Here is a 17,166-nt window from a genome sequence, read left to right on the forward strand (position 1 = left end):
GGTATGACACCAAAAAAAATTCTGCGCCGCCCCGGTTCCGATAATACGTCGGACTGGGGACATAACCTGCCCCCACTTCTGCGCCGCCTCTATGCCGCTCGTGGTGTAACTTGCGATGAAGAGTTGACTTATACCCTGAAGCATCTGGCTTCTCCCATGGATCTGCGGGGAATCGCCCGCGCCGTGGAGTTGCTGACAGAGGGGATCACCAAACAGCAGCGGGTAATGATCCTGGGGGACTTCGACGCCGATGGCGCCACCAGCACGGCAGTCGCCATGCTGGGGCTGGGTATGCTGGGACTTAACGACATCGATTTCCGGGTGCCCAGCCGGTTTTCCGATGGCTACGGACTGACGCCGGGAATCATCCACCGGCTTCAGGAGGAGGGTTTACTGCCTGATCTGCTGGTTACGGTGGACAACGGTATTTCAGCGGTCGAGGGCGTGCGTGTTGCCCGGGATCTGGGCATAAAGGTGGTGGTGACCGATCACCATCTGGCCGGGGAAGTCCTGCCTGACGCTGACGCCATCGTGAATCCCAACCAGCCCGGCTGTCCGTTTCTGAGCAAGAATGCGGCGGGTGTGGGTGTCATGTTCTATGTGCTGACGGCCTTGCGAAAGCATCTGCGAGAGCAGGGCCTGCTGCCGGATCCGCAGCCGAATCTTGGCAGCCTGCTGGATCTGGTCGCCCTGGGTACCGTGGCGGACGTGGTGCCGCTGGACCACAACAACCGCATTTTTGTGGAACAGGGTCTGCGCCGCATCCGTCAGGGTGAAGCCCGCCCGGGTATTCTGGCATTGTTGGAGGTGGCGGGCCGCGACCACAGTGAGATCAGCTCCACCGATCTCGGTTTCGTGGTTGGCCCGCGACTCAATGCGGCCGGTCGCCTGGACGATATGAGCGTGGGTATTTCCTGTCTGCTGGCCGACAGCCGCGACGAGGCCCAGCGCCTGGCTTGTGAGCTCGACAGCTTCAATCGCGAACGGCGCACCATAGAAAAAGACATGAAAACCCAGGCCCAGGACCTGCTGGCGTCCATGTCGCTGGATGTTGAGGGCCTGCCCTGGGGGCTGGCCCTGTTCGACACCGACTGGCACCAGGGCGTGATTGGTATACTGGCCGCCCGCATTCGCGAGCAGACTCACCGCCCGACCATTGCCTTTGCTCCGGACGACAATGGCGAGGATATCAAGGGCTCCGCCCGCTCTATTCCGGGCCTGCATATCCGGGACGTGCTTGCAGTGGTCGACGCCCGCCATCCGGGCATGATGAAGAAATACGGTGGCCATGCCATGGCCGCCGGCATGACCCTGTCCCGCAGCGACCTGGACGCCTTCAGCGAGGCCTTCGACAGGGCCGTACGAGATACCCTGCGGGTCGAAGATCTGGAAGCTGCCATCACCACCGATGGCCCCCTGAGCGCGGACGAACTCCATCTGGATACTGCCACGCTGCTGAAACGCGCCGGCCCCTGGGGGCAGCATTTCCCGGAGCCGCTGTTCGACGGCAACTTCCGCGTGGTCAGTCAGCGTATTGTTGGCGAGAACCACCTGAAACTGGTTCTACAGCCGGAAGAGGGCGGCGCCATCATCGACGGCATCGCCTTCAACACTGGTCCGGAAGTGCCCGACTATACCCGGACTGGAGCGCGGGTGGTGTACAAGCCGGATGCCAATACCTTTCGTGGGCGTACCAATCTACAGCTTCTGGTGGATTATCTGGAGCCTCTGGCCTAGTTCGGAGAGCCCCACCCCTATGCCGATCAAACCTAAGAAAAAACCCACCGGCTGATTTAAAAACAGATTTCCGGTAGAATCTCGCGTCTGATTTTTGATCGCATCCATTTTCCGAGAGTGAGTAAGGATTTCATGGAAATCAATCCCATTGTTACGAAGATAAAAGACCTTCGTGAGCGCACTGAAGCGCTCAGGGGGTATCTTTGACTACGATCAGCGTAGTGAGAGACTGACCGAAGTAGAGCGCGAGCTGGAAGTGCCCTCGGTGTGGGAAGACCCCGAGCGGGCCCAGGCGTTGGGTAAAGAACGGTCTGATCTTGAGTTGATTGTACGTACCATCGACAACCTCACCACTGGCCTGGACGACGCCGATGGCCTGCTGGAAATTGCGGCTGAGGAAGAGGACGAGGGTACGGTTGCAGAGATTGAAGCCGACCTGGAAAGCCTCGACAAAGAACTCGAGAAACTCGAGTTCCGCCGCATGTTCTCCGGCGAGATGGACGCCAATAACGCTTACCTTGAGATTCAGGCCGGCTCCGGGGGCACCGAGGCTCAGGACTGGGCCAACATGCTGCTGCGCATGTATCTGCGCTGGGCCGAACATCGCGGGTTCAAGGCGGAGATCGTCGAGTTGCAGGACGGCGACGTGGCAGGCATCAAGAGTGCCACCGTTCACGTCCAGGGCGATTATGCGTTCGGCTGGCTGCGCACGGAAACCGGTGTTCACCGGCTGGTGCGAAAATCCCCGTTTGATTCCGGCAATCGCCGCCACACCTCGTTCTCGTCGGTCTTCGTATCCCCGGAAGTGGATGACAGTTTCGTGATCGAAATTGACCCGTCTGATTTGCGGGTGGACGTGTACCGGGCCTCCGGCGCCGGGGGTCAGCACGTTAACCGGACCGAGTCCGCGGTGCGTCTGACCCACAACCCGACCGGTATTGTTGTGGCCTGTCAGGCTGGCCGAAGCCAGCACCAGAACAAAGACCAGGCCATGAAGCAGCTCAAGGCCAAGCTGTTCGAGCGCGAGATGCAGGAGCGTAACGCCGAGAAACAGAGGGCGGAAGACGCCAAGGCCGACATTGGCTGGGGCAGCCAGATTCGCTCATACGTGCTGGACGATGGTCGGATCAAGGATCTTCGTACCAAGGTGGAAACCAGCAATACCCAGGCGGTGCTGGATGGCGATATCGACAAGTTTATCGAAGCCAGCCTGAAGATGGCGCTGTAATCAGCGCCGTAACCAAGCTAACCCGGACAATTCCCGATTTTTGTGAGCCAACATGACAGATCACACCCAGAATGCACAGCCAGAGGACAACAAGCTGATTGCCGAGCGCCGCGCCAAGCTGGCCGAGATGCGCGAGCAAGGCAACGCCTTTCCCAATAACTTCCGTCGCGACGCCACCGCTGCAGAGCTACAGGCGAAATATGGCGACAAGAGCAAGGAAGAGCTGGCGGAAATGGGTATCGTGGTGGCCATTGCCGGCCGGATGATGCTGGATCGTAAGGCGTTCAAAGTGGTTCAGGACATGACCGGCCGCATCCAGATTTATGCCTCCAAGGAGGTCCAGAAAGACACCAAGCACTGGGATCTGGGCGACATCGTGGGTGTGCGTGGTGTTCTGTGCAAGTCCGGAAAGGGCGACCTGTATGTGAGCATGGACGAGTACACTCTACTCACCAAGTCATTGCGGCCGCTGCCGGAGAAGCACAAGGGCCTGACCGATACCGAGGCCCGTTACCGTCACCGTTACGTTGACCTGATGGTGAACGAGGACAGCCGCCGGGTGTTCTATGCGCGCTCGAAGATCATCAGTGTCATGCGCCAGTACTTTACAGACCGGGATTTCATGGAAGTGGAAACCCCGATGCTGCAGGTGATCCCGGGTGGTGCCACGGCGCGACCGTTCGTGACCCATCACAACGCCCTGGGCATCGATATGTACCTGCGCATTGCGCCGGAGCTGTTCCTCAAACGCCTGGTAGTGGGCGGCTTTGAGCGGGTGTTCGAGATTAACCGCAACTTCCGCAATGAGGGGCTGTCCACCCGACATAATCCGGAATTCACCATGGTGGAGTTCTATCAGGCCTACGCAGACCACAATGACCTGATGGATCTGACTGAAGACATGCTGCGCACCATCACCCAGAAGGTGCTGGGCACCACCACGGTGGTGAATACACGCACCCTGGCGAGCGGTGAGGAAGAAACCATTGAATACGACTTCGGCAAGCCGTTCGAGCGGCTGACAGTGGTGGAAGCTATTCTGCGTCACAACCCCGACATGAAGAGCGAACAGCTGGCTGATGAAGCCGGTGCCCGGCAACTGGCAAAGGATCTTGGCATCTATATCAAGAACGGCTGGGGGCTTGGCAAGGTCCAGATCGAGATTTTCGAGGCGACCGCCGAGCACCGCCTGATGCAGCCGACGTTTATTACCGATTATCCAAAAGAAGTGTCGCCGCTCGCCCGCTGCAAGGACAATGACCCCTTTGTTACTGAGCGCTTTGAACTCTTCGTCGGCGGCCGCGAAATCGCCAACGGCTTCTCCGAGCTCAACGATGCCGAAGACCAGGCCGAACGCTTTCAGGACCAGGTGGCGGAAAAAGATGCCGGTGACGACGAAGCCATGTTCTACGATGAAGACTACATCATGGCACTGGAATACGGCCTGCCGCCAACCGCTGGCGAAGGCATAGGCATCGACCGCCTGGCCATGCTGCTGACCGACTCTGCCTCTATTCGCGACGTCATTCTGTTCCCGGCCATGCGCCCGGAACACAAGGCGGAAGCAAAGAAAGACGAGGGCTGACATGCAGCCGGTGGAAGTACTGGCAAACCAGCTCAAGCCCAACCGCGGCTGGTCGGAGCATCTCGGCAACGAATTCAGGCAGCCGTACATGCAACAGCTGGCTGACTTTCTGGCGGCGGAGGAACGGGCGGGAAAAACCCTGTTTCCCCCCAGCCACCTGTGCTTCAACGCCCTGAACAGCACCCCGCTGAGCCAGGTCCGCGTCGTCATCCTCGGCCAGGACCCCTACCACGGCCCCGGCCAGGCTCACGGACTGTGCTTTTCCGTGCGCCCCCACGTGGCCACGCCACCGTCATTGGTCAACATCTTCAAGGAGATCCAGAGCGACCTAGGCATCCAGCCCTCGGATCACGGCTGCCTTCAACCCTGGGCCGACCAGGGCGTACTACTGCTCAACAGTGTCCTCACCGTCGTCCAGGGCCAGGCCGGCGCCCACCAGGGCAAAGGGTGGGAAATCTTCACTGATCGTGTTATCGAAACCATCAACCGGGAACGGCAGGGCGTGGTGTTTCTGCTCTGGGGCAGTTACGCGAAAAAGAAAGGACAACACATCGACCGCAGCAAACACCTGGTACTGGACGGCCCGCACCCGTCCCCGCTAAGCGCCTACCGCGGCTTCTTCGGCTGCAAGCACTTTTCCCGGGCCAACGAGTGGTTACAGCAAAACGGTCTACCCACCGTCGATTGGTCCTTGCCAAGCAAATCAGAGTTGCTGGAACAATACGGGAAAAGTCAGTCCAGCTCTTAAAAGGACCGCGAAGGGCGGCCCGCAATAGAGTCTGATCGGCCGGAGGCGGGGGTATTTTCTCTGACAGGAAAAGGTGTCTGAGCGCAGCGAGTTCTTTTCCCGAAGAAAAATACCCCCGCCTCCGGCCAGCCCCCAGTTTTTCAGGCCCCCTGGCCAGCCCCGGACTATTTAAGAAGCGCCATAGCCGCTTCCATCTGCGCATTCAGATCCTCTTCCTCGCTCATATCCACCTCCGGATCCAATCCCAGCCGATCAAACGCGGAAATCGTCTTCCAGTCCACCTCCGTCCAGGGATGATCCGTACCCGCGATCAACTGCAGATTCGCTACCAACACCAGGTCCGCATAATCCGCAGCCGGTACCTCACGATGCAAGTTGGCATATTCCAGAGGCACATTCTGCAACTCCTTCGGGAAATCCCATTTCTGCAGAATCATCGAACCAATGCGCGGGTGGATTTCCTCAATCACATTGTCCAGCATGATACCGCTGATCTGGATATCACGATCCTCCACATAGCGCAGAATCGGCAGTACCCCGATCAGATGCACCAACCCTGCCAGAGTCGCCTGATCGGGCTTCAGCCTGGTGTAGTGCTGCGCCAGCACATGACACACACCCGCTACCTCGGTGCTCTTCTGCCAGGTGGCCCGGAGACGCTTGTCGATCATGTCGGATGTTGCCTGAAACATCTGTTCCATGGCCAGGCCCATGGCCAGATTGCTGGTATAGGCCATGCCAAGGCGGCTGACCGCCATGTTCAGGTTTTCAATGGCGCGACTGCCACGGAACAGAGGGCTGTTGCAGACACGGATGATCCTCGCAGAAAGCGCTGTGTCATTGCTGATGACCTTGACCAGATCCATAATCGCGGAATCTTCGTTTTCCGCAATTTCCCGAACCTGTAACGCTACTTCCGGAAGCGTCGGGAGTACAAGTTTGTCGTTATCAATGGCATCGGTGAGATCGGTTTTTATGGTTTCAACAATGTTCGACATAATCAGCTGTGGTCCGCCTGTTGAGGGTTACCTGGCCAGCAGAAGAATCCGGGAAGGCCAAAATTTTCAGATATATTAGGTACTTTATAGCAAATTTTCCGGGTTCTTCCTGTCAACTTATGTATCAGACGGCCCCGACTGTTCACGTTCAGAAACCGGATAGGGCAGGGGGCGCGGAGAAAGGGTCGCGGCTGGCGCACTCTGGGGTGCAAGGCTGGCCTCTGCGGCATCGTGGCGCACCACGGCCAGAAGCTCGCCGGTGCCATCGGAAAAACGGACAGAGTTGATGACCGTGCCCACAGAACGATCCTCGTTCATGACGGCCTCTCCGGGGGCAGGCAGGTGATCAGTCTGGGCGCAGGAGAACCGGAACAGACTTTTCTTCAGTTGCCCCAGAAAATGCATACGGGCGATCACCTCCTGCCCGGTATAGCATCCCTTTTTGAAGTGTATGCCGCCCAGGTGCTGCCAGTTCAGCATTTGCGGGACAAAGCCTTCCCTGGTGGCCGGGGTAAGTGACGCCACGCCTGCGGCGATTTCGGAGGCGCGCCAGTCGGTCAGGGTCGCCTCGGGAATGTCATCCAGTGCCTGTTTGACAGGCTCGTCAAGTGCTCCGGTCTGCCACAGCTCATAGCGGGCCATTCCTTCGGCGGTGTCCATCGTGCGCACCAGGTGGCCTCCCTGGATGACCACAGCGTCTCCTGAATCCGCCAGTCTGTCGGCTGCGTCCGGCAGCCATTGTTTGATGGCGGACTCCCCGAGCAGCCCAACAATGCGGGCCCCGGTTTCCACTTCCATGGAAGTGCCGCGGAAAAGCATCAGGTATTTGCGTAGCTGGCTAACGGTGTCATCCGCCAGTTCTGTCGGCAGCTCCATCAGCACGTCCTCGCCATCCCTGACCAGTCTGGTCAGGCAATAGGCGCGTCCTTTCGGCGTGCACGCTGCCGCCCTTGGAGCGTGGCCCGAGGTGACATCATCAATCTGCTGGCTGAACTGACCCTGCAGGAACCTGTCGGTTCCCGGGCCGGCTATTCTGACGATAACGCGGTCAGAAACAGCAACGCGGGAAGGGCAGGGCAGCGGGTCGCTGGCAGCTGGATTTTCGGTGTCTGACATGAAGCGCTCCAGAATCAGTGGGTTTTCTGAACATTGGGTGGTTGCTGGTCGGCGACCCTGGTGGCACCGGAAGATGGCCCCAGGCGAAGCCAGACCCGCAACTGGCGGAATGCTTCCGGTGACGTGTTGGAGAGCCAGGGCGTGAGCGCAACCAGCACAACGGGATATGTTCCGGATATGGAGCCGATACGCCGCAGTTTCAAGATTGCGAAGCTGGCGCCCATCCGGCTTTCATCGCAGGGGCTGACCGCAATCTGCGCATCGCAACCGAGGCGAACGTAAAGACGCTGGTTCTCAATACGCAAACCGGTCACTGAATTCGCGCCTGACAGCAAACCGGTCCGGCGATATTGAAAGATGGCGCCGATCACTGGGACTGTGGTCACCAGCGTTAAAGCCAGACCATGACCACTGGCGAGAATTGCCCCCAGCGCTGCCAGCAAAAGCCAGGGCAGGGCACACAGGAACGCCACCGGATGCGATGGCAAAACCTGAAGATCAATCCGGCTGGACACGTTTGAGCATGATATCGACGATGCGCTGCAGATCCGGGTCTTCCGGGCGGCTGCGTTGCATGAACCACTCGAACATGTCGCTGTCTTCGCAGGTGATCAGTTTCTCGTAGCGGGCCTGGTCCTCTGCTGGCAAATCCCGGTAAGCCTCTTCCAGGAACGGGATCAGCAATACGTCCAGCTCCAGCATGCCGCGGCGGCTGTGCCACCACAGGCGGTTAAACTCGGTGTTATCAGACATGAATACTCTCAGTTGCCCAGTGGGATCAGTGTGAGCCGCTCCGGTCAGGGAGCGGCTCGTCTATAGGTTGTCGGAACCAGTACGGTATCTTTTGCTTCGTGAAGCAGTCCCGGATAATCCAGGGTGTAATGCAGGCCACGACTTTCCCGGCGTTGCAGGGCCGAACAGATGATCAGGTCGGCAACGGTAACCAGGTTCCGCAATTCCAGCAGATCATTGGACACCCGGTAATTGCTGTAGAACTCGCCGATTTCCCGCTCCAGAAGATCAATACGGTGTTTGGCCCGCTGCAGACGTTTGGTGGTGCGGACAATACCCACATAGTCCCACATGAAATGCCGCAGCTCGTCCCAGTTGTGGGAGATTACCACGTCCTCGTCGGAATCCCGCACCTGGCTCTCGTCCCAGTCGGGTGCGTGTGGCGGGGCCGGGATATCCGATTCCCGCCGCGCGATATCCGCGGCGGCGGCGCGGCCATAGACCAGACACTCCAGCAGCGAGTTACTGGCCATGCGATTGGCGCCGTGCAGGCCGGTAAACGCCGCTTCGCCGACAACGTAGAGCTGGTTGATGTCGGTGCGCGCCCGTTCGTCACTGACTATGCCGCCACAGGTGTAGTGAGCCGCGGGCACCACGGGAATCGGCTCTCTGGTTATATCTATGCCAAAAGTCAGGCACTTTTCATAAATGGTCGGGAAATGATGCCTGACGAAGTCGGCCGGTTTGTGGCTGATATCCAGGTACAGATGATCGGCCCCCAAACGCTTCATTTCGTGGTCTATGGCGCGTGCCACGATGTCCCTGGGGGCCAGCTCCCCGCGCTCATCGAACCTGTCCATGAAACGGGTGCCGTCCGGAAGCAGCAGGGTCCCCCCTTCTCCCCGCACCGCCTCGGTGATGAGGAATGACTTGGCGTGCGGGTGGTACAGGCAGGTGGGGTGGAACTGATTGAACTCCATGTTGCCTACCCGGCAGCCTGCCCGCCAGGCCATGGCGATGCCGTCTCCCGAGGCGCCATCGGGGTTGGTGGTGTAGCGGTAAGCCTTGCTGGCACCACCGGTCGCAATAATGGTGAAGCGTGCCCGGAACAGCTCGACGTGGTTGTCTTCCAGGTTGAGGATATAGGCACCTACACAGGCGTTGCCCGGCAGCGACAACTTGCGGTTGGTGATCAGGTCAACCGCAACTCTGCCGGACATCAGTGAGATGTTGGAGCGTGCCTGGGCCTGGGAGGTCAGCGTTGTGGAGACTGCATGACCAGTGGCATCGGCGGCGTGGATGATGCGCCGGTGGCTGTGTCCGCCCTCCCGTGTCAGATGATAGTGCGACTCGTCATCGCGGGTGAAAGTGACGCCGCTGTCAATCAGCCAGTCGATGCTCTCGCGGCCGTGTTCCACGGTGAATCGCACGGCATCCTCGTGGCAGAGACCACCCCCGGCACTGAGGGTGTCGCTGATATGGTTCTCCAGGGAGTCGTCGTCGTCCAGCACTGCCGCAATGCCGCCCTGAGCCCAGAGGGTTGCACCACTGCTGATGTCAGCCTTGCTGACGACCGCGACTTGCAGGTGTTCAGGCAGATTGAGGGCAACGGTCAGACCGGCTGCGCCGCTGCCGATTATCAAGACATCGAATTCGTAGGATTGTGGCATCGGGTTGTTATCGCAGGCCATAATGTGGAAGTGTATTGAACTAAACTTTGTGCCCGCTGTCTATTTGGCTTGACGGGGTGTACCCACTGAAGCGGGCGCACCATAGCCTAATCGGACGCTGGGCAGTAGCATGATTCCACCGAAACACAGGCAAGCTGGCCGAATGGTCGCTCACTATGGAAACCCCGGTACTCCGTCCATGACTGCGGATACAGAACGACACAAGGAAGAAAACAGTGAAAGCCAGACGGACCTCCAGTTGGTGAGGAAGGTCCGTCATGGTGACAGGCCTGCCTTTGACCTTCTGGTGGTCAAATACCAGTCGCGGGTAGCGTCGATCATCAGTCGTTATGTGTACGACAGTCAGGAAGTGATGGACCTGACCCAGGAAACCTTCGTCAAGGCCTATCGCGCGATAGATCGCTTTCGGGGTGACAGTGCTTTTTACACCTGGCTGTACCGGATTGCGGTGAATACGGCCAAGAATTTTCTCGAGTCCCGTGGTCGCCGTCCGCAGGGGAGTGCCGACGCTGTTGATGCTGAGAATTTCGAGGATGGTTCAAGGCTCAGAGATAATGCGTCACCGGAAAAACTGCTGCAGCGGGACCAGTTGCAGGAGGCTCTCGGAGTGGCCATAGGCAATCTGCCGGAAGAACTCCGGTCAGCGTTTCTGCTGAGGGAATACGACGGGCTGAGTTACGAAGATATCGCCGGAATTCTCGAGTGCCCGATTGGCACGGTCAGGTCGCGGATTTTCAGGGCACGAGATGCGGTGGATCGTCACCTTGGCCCATTATTAAACGATTCCCGAACATAGTGAGGTTGCATCCCATGGATGATCGTCTCAAAGAAACCCTGTCGGCAATGATGGATGACGAGGCGGACGAACTGTCTGTCCGCAGACTATTGTCGCACGCTCATCAGGATGAGGTTCGTTCCCAGTGGCAGCGTTGGCAGCAGGTCCGTGACCTGATGCATCAGGGAAACCTGGCCGATGACCGGGTTGACGTCAGTGCCGGTGTCAGGGATGCACTGGACGGTGGCCCGCAGCAGGCACCGGGTTCGGTGGCGTCGCACCGGGCTGGCAGGGAGCGGAGCTGGCACTGGCCTGCGGTGGCCATGGTGACACTGGCACTGGTCGTGGGTTTCGGCGCAGGTGCTGGTTGGGATTCCGTAGAGGATTCCACCACGATTGCCAATGCTGGCGTTCCCGCCGATCAGTCCGAGAGCCGGAACTCGGCCAGTGAGGGTGAGCCGGTACGGGAGGTCGCTCTGCAGGGTCTGGATGACGAGCAATGGGAGCAGGTAAGCCGTTATCTTCTCGAACATGCCCAGCACAACAGTGTCGGCGCAGGCCGGGGCTCGGTAGGCTACGCTCGGCTGGTAAGTGCATCCGGGCCGGGTTACTAGGGCCACGATGTTATCCTGAACACGGTCGGAGTCTGATAGTTGATGCGCAAAATAGTAACCCGAACCCCGGCACGGTCCCTGATCCCGGGCAGGCCCATGCTGGCCCTGCTCTCGGTTCTGGCCTTTTTTCTGGCCGGGCAGGCTTTTTCTGACACTGCCAGTAAGGACGCGGAATACTGGCTCGACCGTTTGGGTCCGGCTCTCAACATGACCTCCTACCGGGGCGTGTTTGTCTACGCCCGTGGAAACCAGGTCAGCTCCATGCAGATCGCCCACCGCTACCAGAACGGTGTTGTTGAGGAGCGCCTTGTTCCCCAGGATGGCGCCAATGGTGAAATTGTCCGCAAGGGTATGCGCGTGATTTGTGTGCTTCCGGACCACGGGCGCATCCAGCTCGACCAGGTGATTCCCTCAGGCCCTTTTGCCGAAGCGTTTTCAAGTCAGCTGATGCCGGTTAGCCGGTGGTATAAGTCGGAAGTTGCCGGTGACGATCGAATAGCGGGTTACGAGGTGGTCAAGCTCGCGCTCAATGCCAAAGACGAGCTTCGTTACAGTCATCAATTGTGGCTCGAGAAGTCCACCGGCCTGCTGGTTAAAAGCAATGTGAGCTCATCGGACGGTGAGGTTCTTGAACATTTCCAGTTCACCAGTCTCGAAATTACCGACAGTTTGTCGGACAGCGAATTTGTGATACGTACCGAGGGTACAGAGATCGAACGTGAGCTGGCGACTAAAAAGACGTCTTCCCCGGCCCCGCGAATGGACGGCTGGACTCTGGAATGGCGGCCGGACGGATTCATCCCGGCGGCGGCTCCCCGCTCCGGAAAAGGGCAGGCTGTGGCTTTTTCCGACGGTTTGGCGGCATTTTCCGTGTTCGTCGAGCCAGCGAGGGAGATGGTGATGCCTACGGGGGCATCCCGCATCGGTGCGACGACTGTTTACATGAAACAGCTTGAAGTCGATGACGTGGACTTTTTTGTCACCGTGGTTGGTGAAATTCCTCCCACGACAGCGCGCAAGGTTGCAGAGGCTGTCAGAGTCGACGACAGACTGGCGTTCGGGGCTATCGGACAATGATTACGGAAACCGGCAGAGTGGTAGCGGTGACTGGCGACCGGGTATGGGTCCAGACAATCCGGACCAGTGCCTGCGAAAGTTGCTCGGCGCGCCAGGGCTGTGGTCAGCGGGCACTGGCCGGTGTGTCTGGTGGGCGAGCCAACCAGGTGCTGGTAGCTAACAGTCTGGGTGCACGGGTTGGCGATGAAGTGACCGTGGCCATTGACGAGTCAGCGCTGCTTGGTGCTTCCCTGCTGGTGTATGCGTTACCTCTGGTATTGATGGTACTTGGAACTGTATCCGGTCATCAGCTGTCAGAGGGGCACGACGGAGCAGCCATGCTAGGTGCCGCAGTGGGAATGGCGGCGGGTTTTATGGTTGCCCGGCGGATTGGCTCGAACCCTGGCAGGGGCTACGAACCCCGCTTGGTGAAAGTCAGTCAGATTCATGCCGATTCCCTGGCGTGAATTCTTCACGTCATATTGAAATTACCGGTTTTGACCACAAAATACTCTGTAAATGATTGTTGATCAGGGGGTTCTGAATGCTTGAAGTCATGAAAGGCCGTGAAACGCCGAGCCAGTTTGGCGGCAAGGGGCTGGCGACGGTTGGTCTGTATCTGCTGTGTCTGTTGCTGCCTCTTACGCTGGCGCAATCGGTATCGGCTCGCAGTTTGCCCGATTTCACCGAACTGGTTGAAAACAATTCTGCTGCGGTGGTCAACATCAGTACCACCACCGAGCCCAAGTCCGGTCGAAACCGCTCCAATGGTCTTCCATTCGACGAGCGCCAGCTCGAGCAACTGCCGGAATTCTTTCAGGACTTCTTTCGTGGACCCCAGTCGCCTTTCGGCGGAGGTCCGGGAGGTTCGGCGCCGCGCCAGTCCATGGGCTCTGGTTTCATTGTCTCCAGTGACGGCTATGTGTTGACCAATAACCATGTCGTGGAGGGGGCCGACGAGATTATCGTGCGCCTGAACGATCGCCGGGAATTGCCGGCGAAGCTGGTGGGAACCGACCCCCGTTCGGACATGGCGGTGCTGAAAATTGAAAACGGGGACGATCTGCCTGTTGTCAGGGTGGGGCGCTCCAAAGACCTGCAGGTGGGTGAATGGGTATTGGCCATCGGCTCTCCTTTTGGTTTTGATTACACAGTGACTGCAGGCATCGTCAGTGCCCTTGGCCGTTCGCTGCCGTCTGAAAACTATGTGCCCTTCATCCAGACCGATGTGGCGATTAACCCCGGAAATTCCGGCGGGCCCTTGTTCAATCTGGACGGGGAGGTTGTTGGCATTAACTCCCAGATCTATACCCGCTCCGGTGGCTTCATGGGGGTATCGTTTGCCATCCCCATCGACGACGCCATGAATGTGTTCCGGCAGCTCAGGGATGACGGCTCGGTTTCCCGCGGATGGTTGGGCGTTCTTATCCAGGAAGTGAACCGTGACCTGGCGGAATCCTTCGGACTGAAACGTCCGCGTGGTGCCCTGATTGCCGAGGTTATGTCAGGTTCACCAGCGGAAAAGGCAGGCTTGAAAGCCGGCGATATCGTACTTGAGTACGAAGGCGAGGACGTGACCCTGTCTTCTGATTTGCCGCCCATGGTAGGTCGCACCCCCATTGGCGAAACCGCTTCTCTGGATGTTTTGCGCGAAGGCAAGCAGATCAGTCTTGACGTTGAAATCGGCAAGTTGCCGGAAGAAGGCCAGGAGCGAGCATCCGCCACCCCTGATAATGGTAGCGGCGGGCCATCATCCGCGCCCCTGGGGATGACCGTGGAACCCCTGCCGGAGGACGTCAAGAGCTCGCTGGATATTTCCGAAGGTGTGCTGGTGTCCGATGTTGCGCAGGGCCCCGCAATGACGGCGGGCATCCGGCCACAGGATGTGATTACTGAGCTTAACCGCCGCCCCATCAGCTCTGTCAAAGACTTCCGGGAAGCGGTAGCGTCATTGCCGGAAGACAGTGCGGTGTCGGTTCGGGTCGTGCGTCAGGGACGGGCGATTTACCTGGTCATGAAGCCCTGATAGAAGGAGCAGAGCCCAGCTGGCTGTTGCTCAAACGACAGTCAGCAGGGCTTTTGTTATACTCGGGCAGTTAAGCAGATAAATGGCCACGGATCGGACCTGCCCGGATGATGAACAAAAAGGATTTTCCCCTTCGAAAACTGCTTCAGCCGCGTTACTCATGGGTGGCATGGTTGCTGTTAGCAGGCTCTCTCACTGTAACCGTGCTGTTGTGGCAGGTGTCTATCCGCCTGGTAGACGACCGTACGGAGGCACGCTTCAAGAACCAGTCCCTGCAGCTTAAAACTGCCATTGAAGAGCGGCTGTTGAACTATGAGCAGGTGCTGGCTGGCAGCGCGGGCCTTTTTTCCGTTGCCGGTGACATCAGCAGGGAAGACTGGCGCGAATACATCGACAAGGTGGATATCAACCGCTATTACCCGGGCATCCAGGGCATTGGCTATGTCCGCAAAATTGGCGTTCGCCAGATGGCGGATCATATCGCATCGGTGCGGCGGGATGGCGTTCCTAATTATCTGGTCACGCCACTTGGCACCGGACCCTACTACTATCCCATGGTGTACCTGGAGCCGGGCACTGAAAGAAATCGCAAGGCACTGGGGTACGATGCCTTCAGCGACCCGGTGCATCGCCGTGCCATGGTGCGCGCCCGGGACCATGCCGAGCCCAAGGTGACCGGCAAGGTGGTTCTGGTGCAGGAAGAAGTGGCTGAAGACCAGGCGGGATTCCTGATGTATTACCCCGTCTATCAGGGTGGCGCCGTGCCGGAAAGCCGCGTCGAGCGCCAGATGATGCTGGCTGGCTACGTCTTCAGTGCATTCAGGATGAATCACCTGCTGGATGGTATCGTCGGCCTGATTTCTCCGTTTCTGGACGTAAAGATTTACGACAGCGGGAACATATCCCGGGAGTCGCGGATGTACGGCTCCAATCTGGGCTCCCTAGACGAAAACTTCAGTTTTGAGATGAGCCAGACCATTACCCATGGTGGTCGGGACTGGCTGTTGCAGACCCGTTCTACACCGGCGTTCGATTTTCTCGCGTCGGATCCGCGCCCTCCGATCGTCCTCAGTTCCGGAATAGTCATCAGCCTGCTGATGTTCCTGTTTGTTCTTACCATGATCCGCAGCCGGATCATGGCGCAGATCAGTGCCGGCCGTTACCGGGCGATCACCGAAGGGGCGGCCAATGTGACCCTGGTGCTGGAGCGCAAAGGCAGTCCCAAATACGCGAGTCCGTCCAGCCATTACATCCTTGGTTTTGATCCCGGGCAGATCTATCAACTGGAGCTCGATACCCTCGTTCACTCAGAGGACTGGCCGCAACTCAAGGCCGGTTTTGACCGGGCGGTGGCATCGCCCGGGAAACAGATTCCGGTTATCCACGTCCGCATCCGTGATGCGGAGGGGCAGTGGCGAGACATGGAGGGTACCTTTACCGCCATGCTTAACGTGCCGGGAGTAAACGGTGTAGTGCTCAGTCTGCGGGATCTGACTCAGCTCAAGGCAGCCCAGTCAGAACTTCACCGCCTGGCTTTCTATGATCCGCTCACAGGGCTGGCCAACCGACAGTTGTTCAAGGATCGCCTGAGTCACGTGGTGCACCGAAGCCGTCGCACCGAAGAGCCGGCTGCCCTGATGTTCCTGGATCTGGATGGCTTTAAACGCATCAACGACACCCTTGGTCATGACAGTGGTGACGAGTTGCTCAAGCAGGTATCCCAGTGGCTCACCGGGTGCGTTCGGGAAGACGATTCGGTTGCCAGGCTGGGCGGCGATGAGTTTGTTGTGCTGTTGTCACGGATCAGTGGTCCGGAGGCCGCTGGCAAGGTTGCCGAGACCATACTGCGGCGCCTGTGCCAGCGCATTCGCCTGAATGATCATGAAGTGGGTATTACCGTCAGTATCGGCATTACCATGATTCCCCACGACAGCGAAGACCCGGGTACGTTGATGAAATACGCCGATCTGGCCATGTATCGTGCCAAGGAGCTGGGGCGGAACACTCATCAGTTCTTCACCCCGGCAATGAATATCAAGGCAGCCCGGCGCCTGCTGCAACAGGAGGAGCTGGCGACGGCACTGGAGGGTGATCGCTTCGTCCTGCACTACCAGCCGAAGATCGACCTGGGGAGTGATCGGGTAATAGGCGTCGAGGCTTTCCTGCGGTGGCTCCACCCGGACAAAGGGCTGGTCAGCGCCCAGCAGTTTATCTCGCTGGCAGAGGAAACCGGTCTGATTGTCAGGCTCGGAGAAATGGCGCTGCGCCAGGCCTGTATTCAGGTCCAGGCACTTGAGCGTGCGGGATTCGAGAACCTGAAAATGGCGGTCAACCTTTCGGTTCGCCAACTGATCGATCCCGGCTTTCTGGATATGATGCGCCAGGTGATCACTGAAACCGGGGTGTCACCGGAGCGGCTCGAGCTGGAAATGCCGGCGGAGCTGCTGAATGAAGATCCCCGCATGCTCAGGGAACGTCTGGTCTCCCTCCACGATATGGGTGTTTGCCTGATTCTTGACGATTTCGGGACCGGTTCCTGCTCCCTTGTGGCGCTGCAACAGCTGCCACTGGATGTGATCAAGATTGACCATAGCTTCATCCGGGACATCCCCTATAACGTCAGCGCAACGGATGTGGCGTCGGCTGTCATTGCCCTGGCGAGAAAACTGCACCTCACCGTTGTTGCCGAGGGCGTGGAAACTCCGCAACAGCTGAGCTTTCTCAAAAGTGCCGGCTGCACCCAGTGCCAGGGCAACCTGTTCAGCTATCCGTTGGATGAAGATGCGCTCATTGGCTTCCTGATTCGCCAATATGAGCGGCCACTGACCTCCTGATCATGGCAATGGGGGCCGGTAACCGG

The 17,166-nt window shown here is 58.6% G+C and carries 15 protein-coding genes; 10 read left to right on the forward strand and 5 right to left on the reverse strand.

What is annotated here, in order from left to right; translation table 11 throughout:
- Positions 1 to 3: 3 nt before the first annotated feature.
- The 4 genes from recJ (at position 4) to ung (ending at position 5,298) form a co-directional block, all read left to right on the forward strand.
- On the forward strand, positions 4 to 1,737 hold the full coding sequence (gene recJ / locus DIT71_RS12115; RefSeq protein WP_114613485.1) for a single-stranded-DNA-specific exonuclease RecJ: 1,734 nt from the start codon (positions 4 to 6) through the stop codon (positions 1,735 to 1,737).
- 132 nt (positions 1,738 to 1,869) lie between these two features.
- A protein-coding gene (gene prfB / locus DIT71_RS12120) for a peptide chain release factor 2 (protein WP_114613486.1) occupies positions 1,870 to 2,965 on the forward strand; the annotation gives its coding sequence in 2 pieces (ribosomal slippage) (positions 1,870 to 1,941 and positions 1,943 to 2,965; 1,095 coding nt in all).
- Positions 2,966 to 3,017: 52 nt separating this feature from the next.
- Positions 3,018 to 4,550, forward strand: a complete 1,533-nt coding sequence (gene lysS / locus DIT71_RS12125) for a lysine--tRNA ligase (RefSeq protein ID WP_114613487.1) — start codon at positions 3,018 to 3,020, stop codon at positions 4,548 to 4,550.
- Between the two features lies 1 nt (position 4,551).
- Positions 4,552 to 5,298: a uracil-DNA glycosylase gene (ung, locus tag DIT71_RS12130; RefSeq protein WP_114613488.1), complete on the forward strand. Its 747-nt coding sequence runs from the start codon at positions 4,552 to 4,554 to the stop codon at positions 5,296 to 5,298.
- A gap of 164 nt (positions 5,299 to 5,462) precedes the next feature.
- On the opposite strand, the gene DIT71_RS12135 is transcribed toward ung, so the two are convergent.
- The 5 genes from DIT71_RS12135 to nadB form a co-directional block, all read right to left on the reverse strand.
- Complete coding sequence (locus DIT71_RS12135; RefSeq protein WP_114613489.1) at positions 5,463 to 6,296, reverse strand: HDOD domain-containing protein; 834 nt, start codon at positions 6,294 to 6,296, stop codon at positions 5,463 to 5,465.
- A 117-nt stretch (positions 6,297 to 6,413) separates the two neighbouring features.
- Positions 6,414 to 7,412 carry a CAF17-like 4Fe-4S cluster assembly/insertion protein YgfZ gene (ygfZ, locus tag DIT71_RS12140; RefSeq protein WP_114613490.1) on the reverse strand — a complete coding sequence of 333 codons (999 nt, stop codon included), beginning with the start codon at positions 7,410 to 7,412 and terminating at the stop codon, positions 6,414 to 6,416.
- A 14-nt stretch (positions 7,413 to 7,426) separates the two neighbouring features.
- Positions 7,427 to 7,900, reverse strand: a complete 474-nt coding sequence (locus DIT71_RS12145; RefSeq protein WP_144114491.1) for a hypothetical protein — start codon at positions 7,898 to 7,900, stop codon at positions 7,427 to 7,429.
- Positions 7,901 to 7,910: 10 nt separating this feature from the next.
- Positions 7,911 to 8,165 (reverse strand): FAD assembly factor SdhE, encoded by a 255-nt coding sequence (locus tag DIT71_RS12150; RefSeq protein ID WP_114613492.1) that lies wholly within the window; start codon positions 8,163 to 8,165, stop codon positions 7,911 to 7,913.
- Between the two features lie 44 nt (positions 8,166 to 8,209).
- Positions 8,210 to 9,814: an L-aspartate oxidase gene (gene nadB, locus DIT71_RS12155; RefSeq protein ID WP_199491007.1), complete on the reverse strand. Its 1,605-nt coding sequence runs from the start codon at positions 9,812 to 9,814 to the stop codon at positions 8,210 to 8,212.
- 199 nt (positions 9,815 to 10,013) lie between these two features.
- Here nadB and rpoE point away from each other — a divergent pair, with 199 nt between their 5' ends.
- From rpoE to DIT71_RS12185, 6 genes are all read left to right on the forward strand, one after another.
- Positions 10,014 to 10,631, forward strand: coding sequence for an RNA polymerase sigma factor RpoE (gene rpoE / locus DIT71_RS12160; protein WP_114613494.1), 618 nt, complete (start codon positions 10,014 to 10,016; stop codon positions 10,629 to 10,631).
- 14 nt (positions 10,632 to 10,645) lie between these two features.
- On the forward strand, positions 10,646 to 11,224 hold the full coding sequence (locus DIT71_RS12165; protein ID WP_114613495.1) for a sigma-E factor negative regulatory protein: 579 nt from the start codon (positions 10,646 to 10,648) through the stop codon (positions 11,222 to 11,224).
- A gap of 42 nt (positions 11,225 to 11,266) precedes the next feature.
- Positions 11,267 to 12,301 carry a MucB/RseB C-terminal domain-containing protein gene (locus tag DIT71_RS12170; RefSeq protein WP_227538084.1) on the forward strand — a complete coding sequence of 345 codons (1,035 nt, stop codon included), beginning with the start codon at positions 11,267 to 11,269 and terminating at the stop codon, positions 12,299 to 12,301.
- On the forward strand, positions 12,298 to 12,747 hold the full coding sequence (locus tag DIT71_RS12175) for a SoxR reducing system RseC family protein (protein ID WP_114613496.1): 450 nt from the start codon (positions 12,298 to 12,300) through the stop codon (positions 12,745 to 12,747). Before DIT71_RS12170 ends, DIT71_RS12175 begins: the two co-directional genes overlap by 4 nt.
- Before the next feature lie 89 nt (positions 12,748 to 12,836).
- A complete protein-coding gene (locus DIT71_RS12180) occupies positions 12,837 to 14,306 on the forward strand; it encodes a DegQ family serine endoprotease (RefSeq protein WP_114613710.1) in 1,470 nt (489 codons plus the stop codon).
- Between the two features lie 107 nt (positions 14,307 to 14,413).
- On the forward strand, positions 14,414 to 17,140 hold the full coding sequence (locus DIT71_RS12185) for a bifunctional diguanylate cyclase/phosphodiesterase (RefSeq protein ID WP_114613497.1): 2,727 nt from the start codon (positions 14,414 to 14,416) through the stop codon (positions 17,138 to 17,140).
- The last annotated feature ends 26 nt before the right edge of the window (positions 17,141 to 17,166 follow it).

The organism is Marinobacter vulgaris (genome assembly GCF_003344045.1).
Lineage (GTDB): Bacteria > Pseudomonadota > Gammaproteobacteria > Pseudomonadales > Oleiphilaceae > Marinobacter > Marinobacter vulgaris.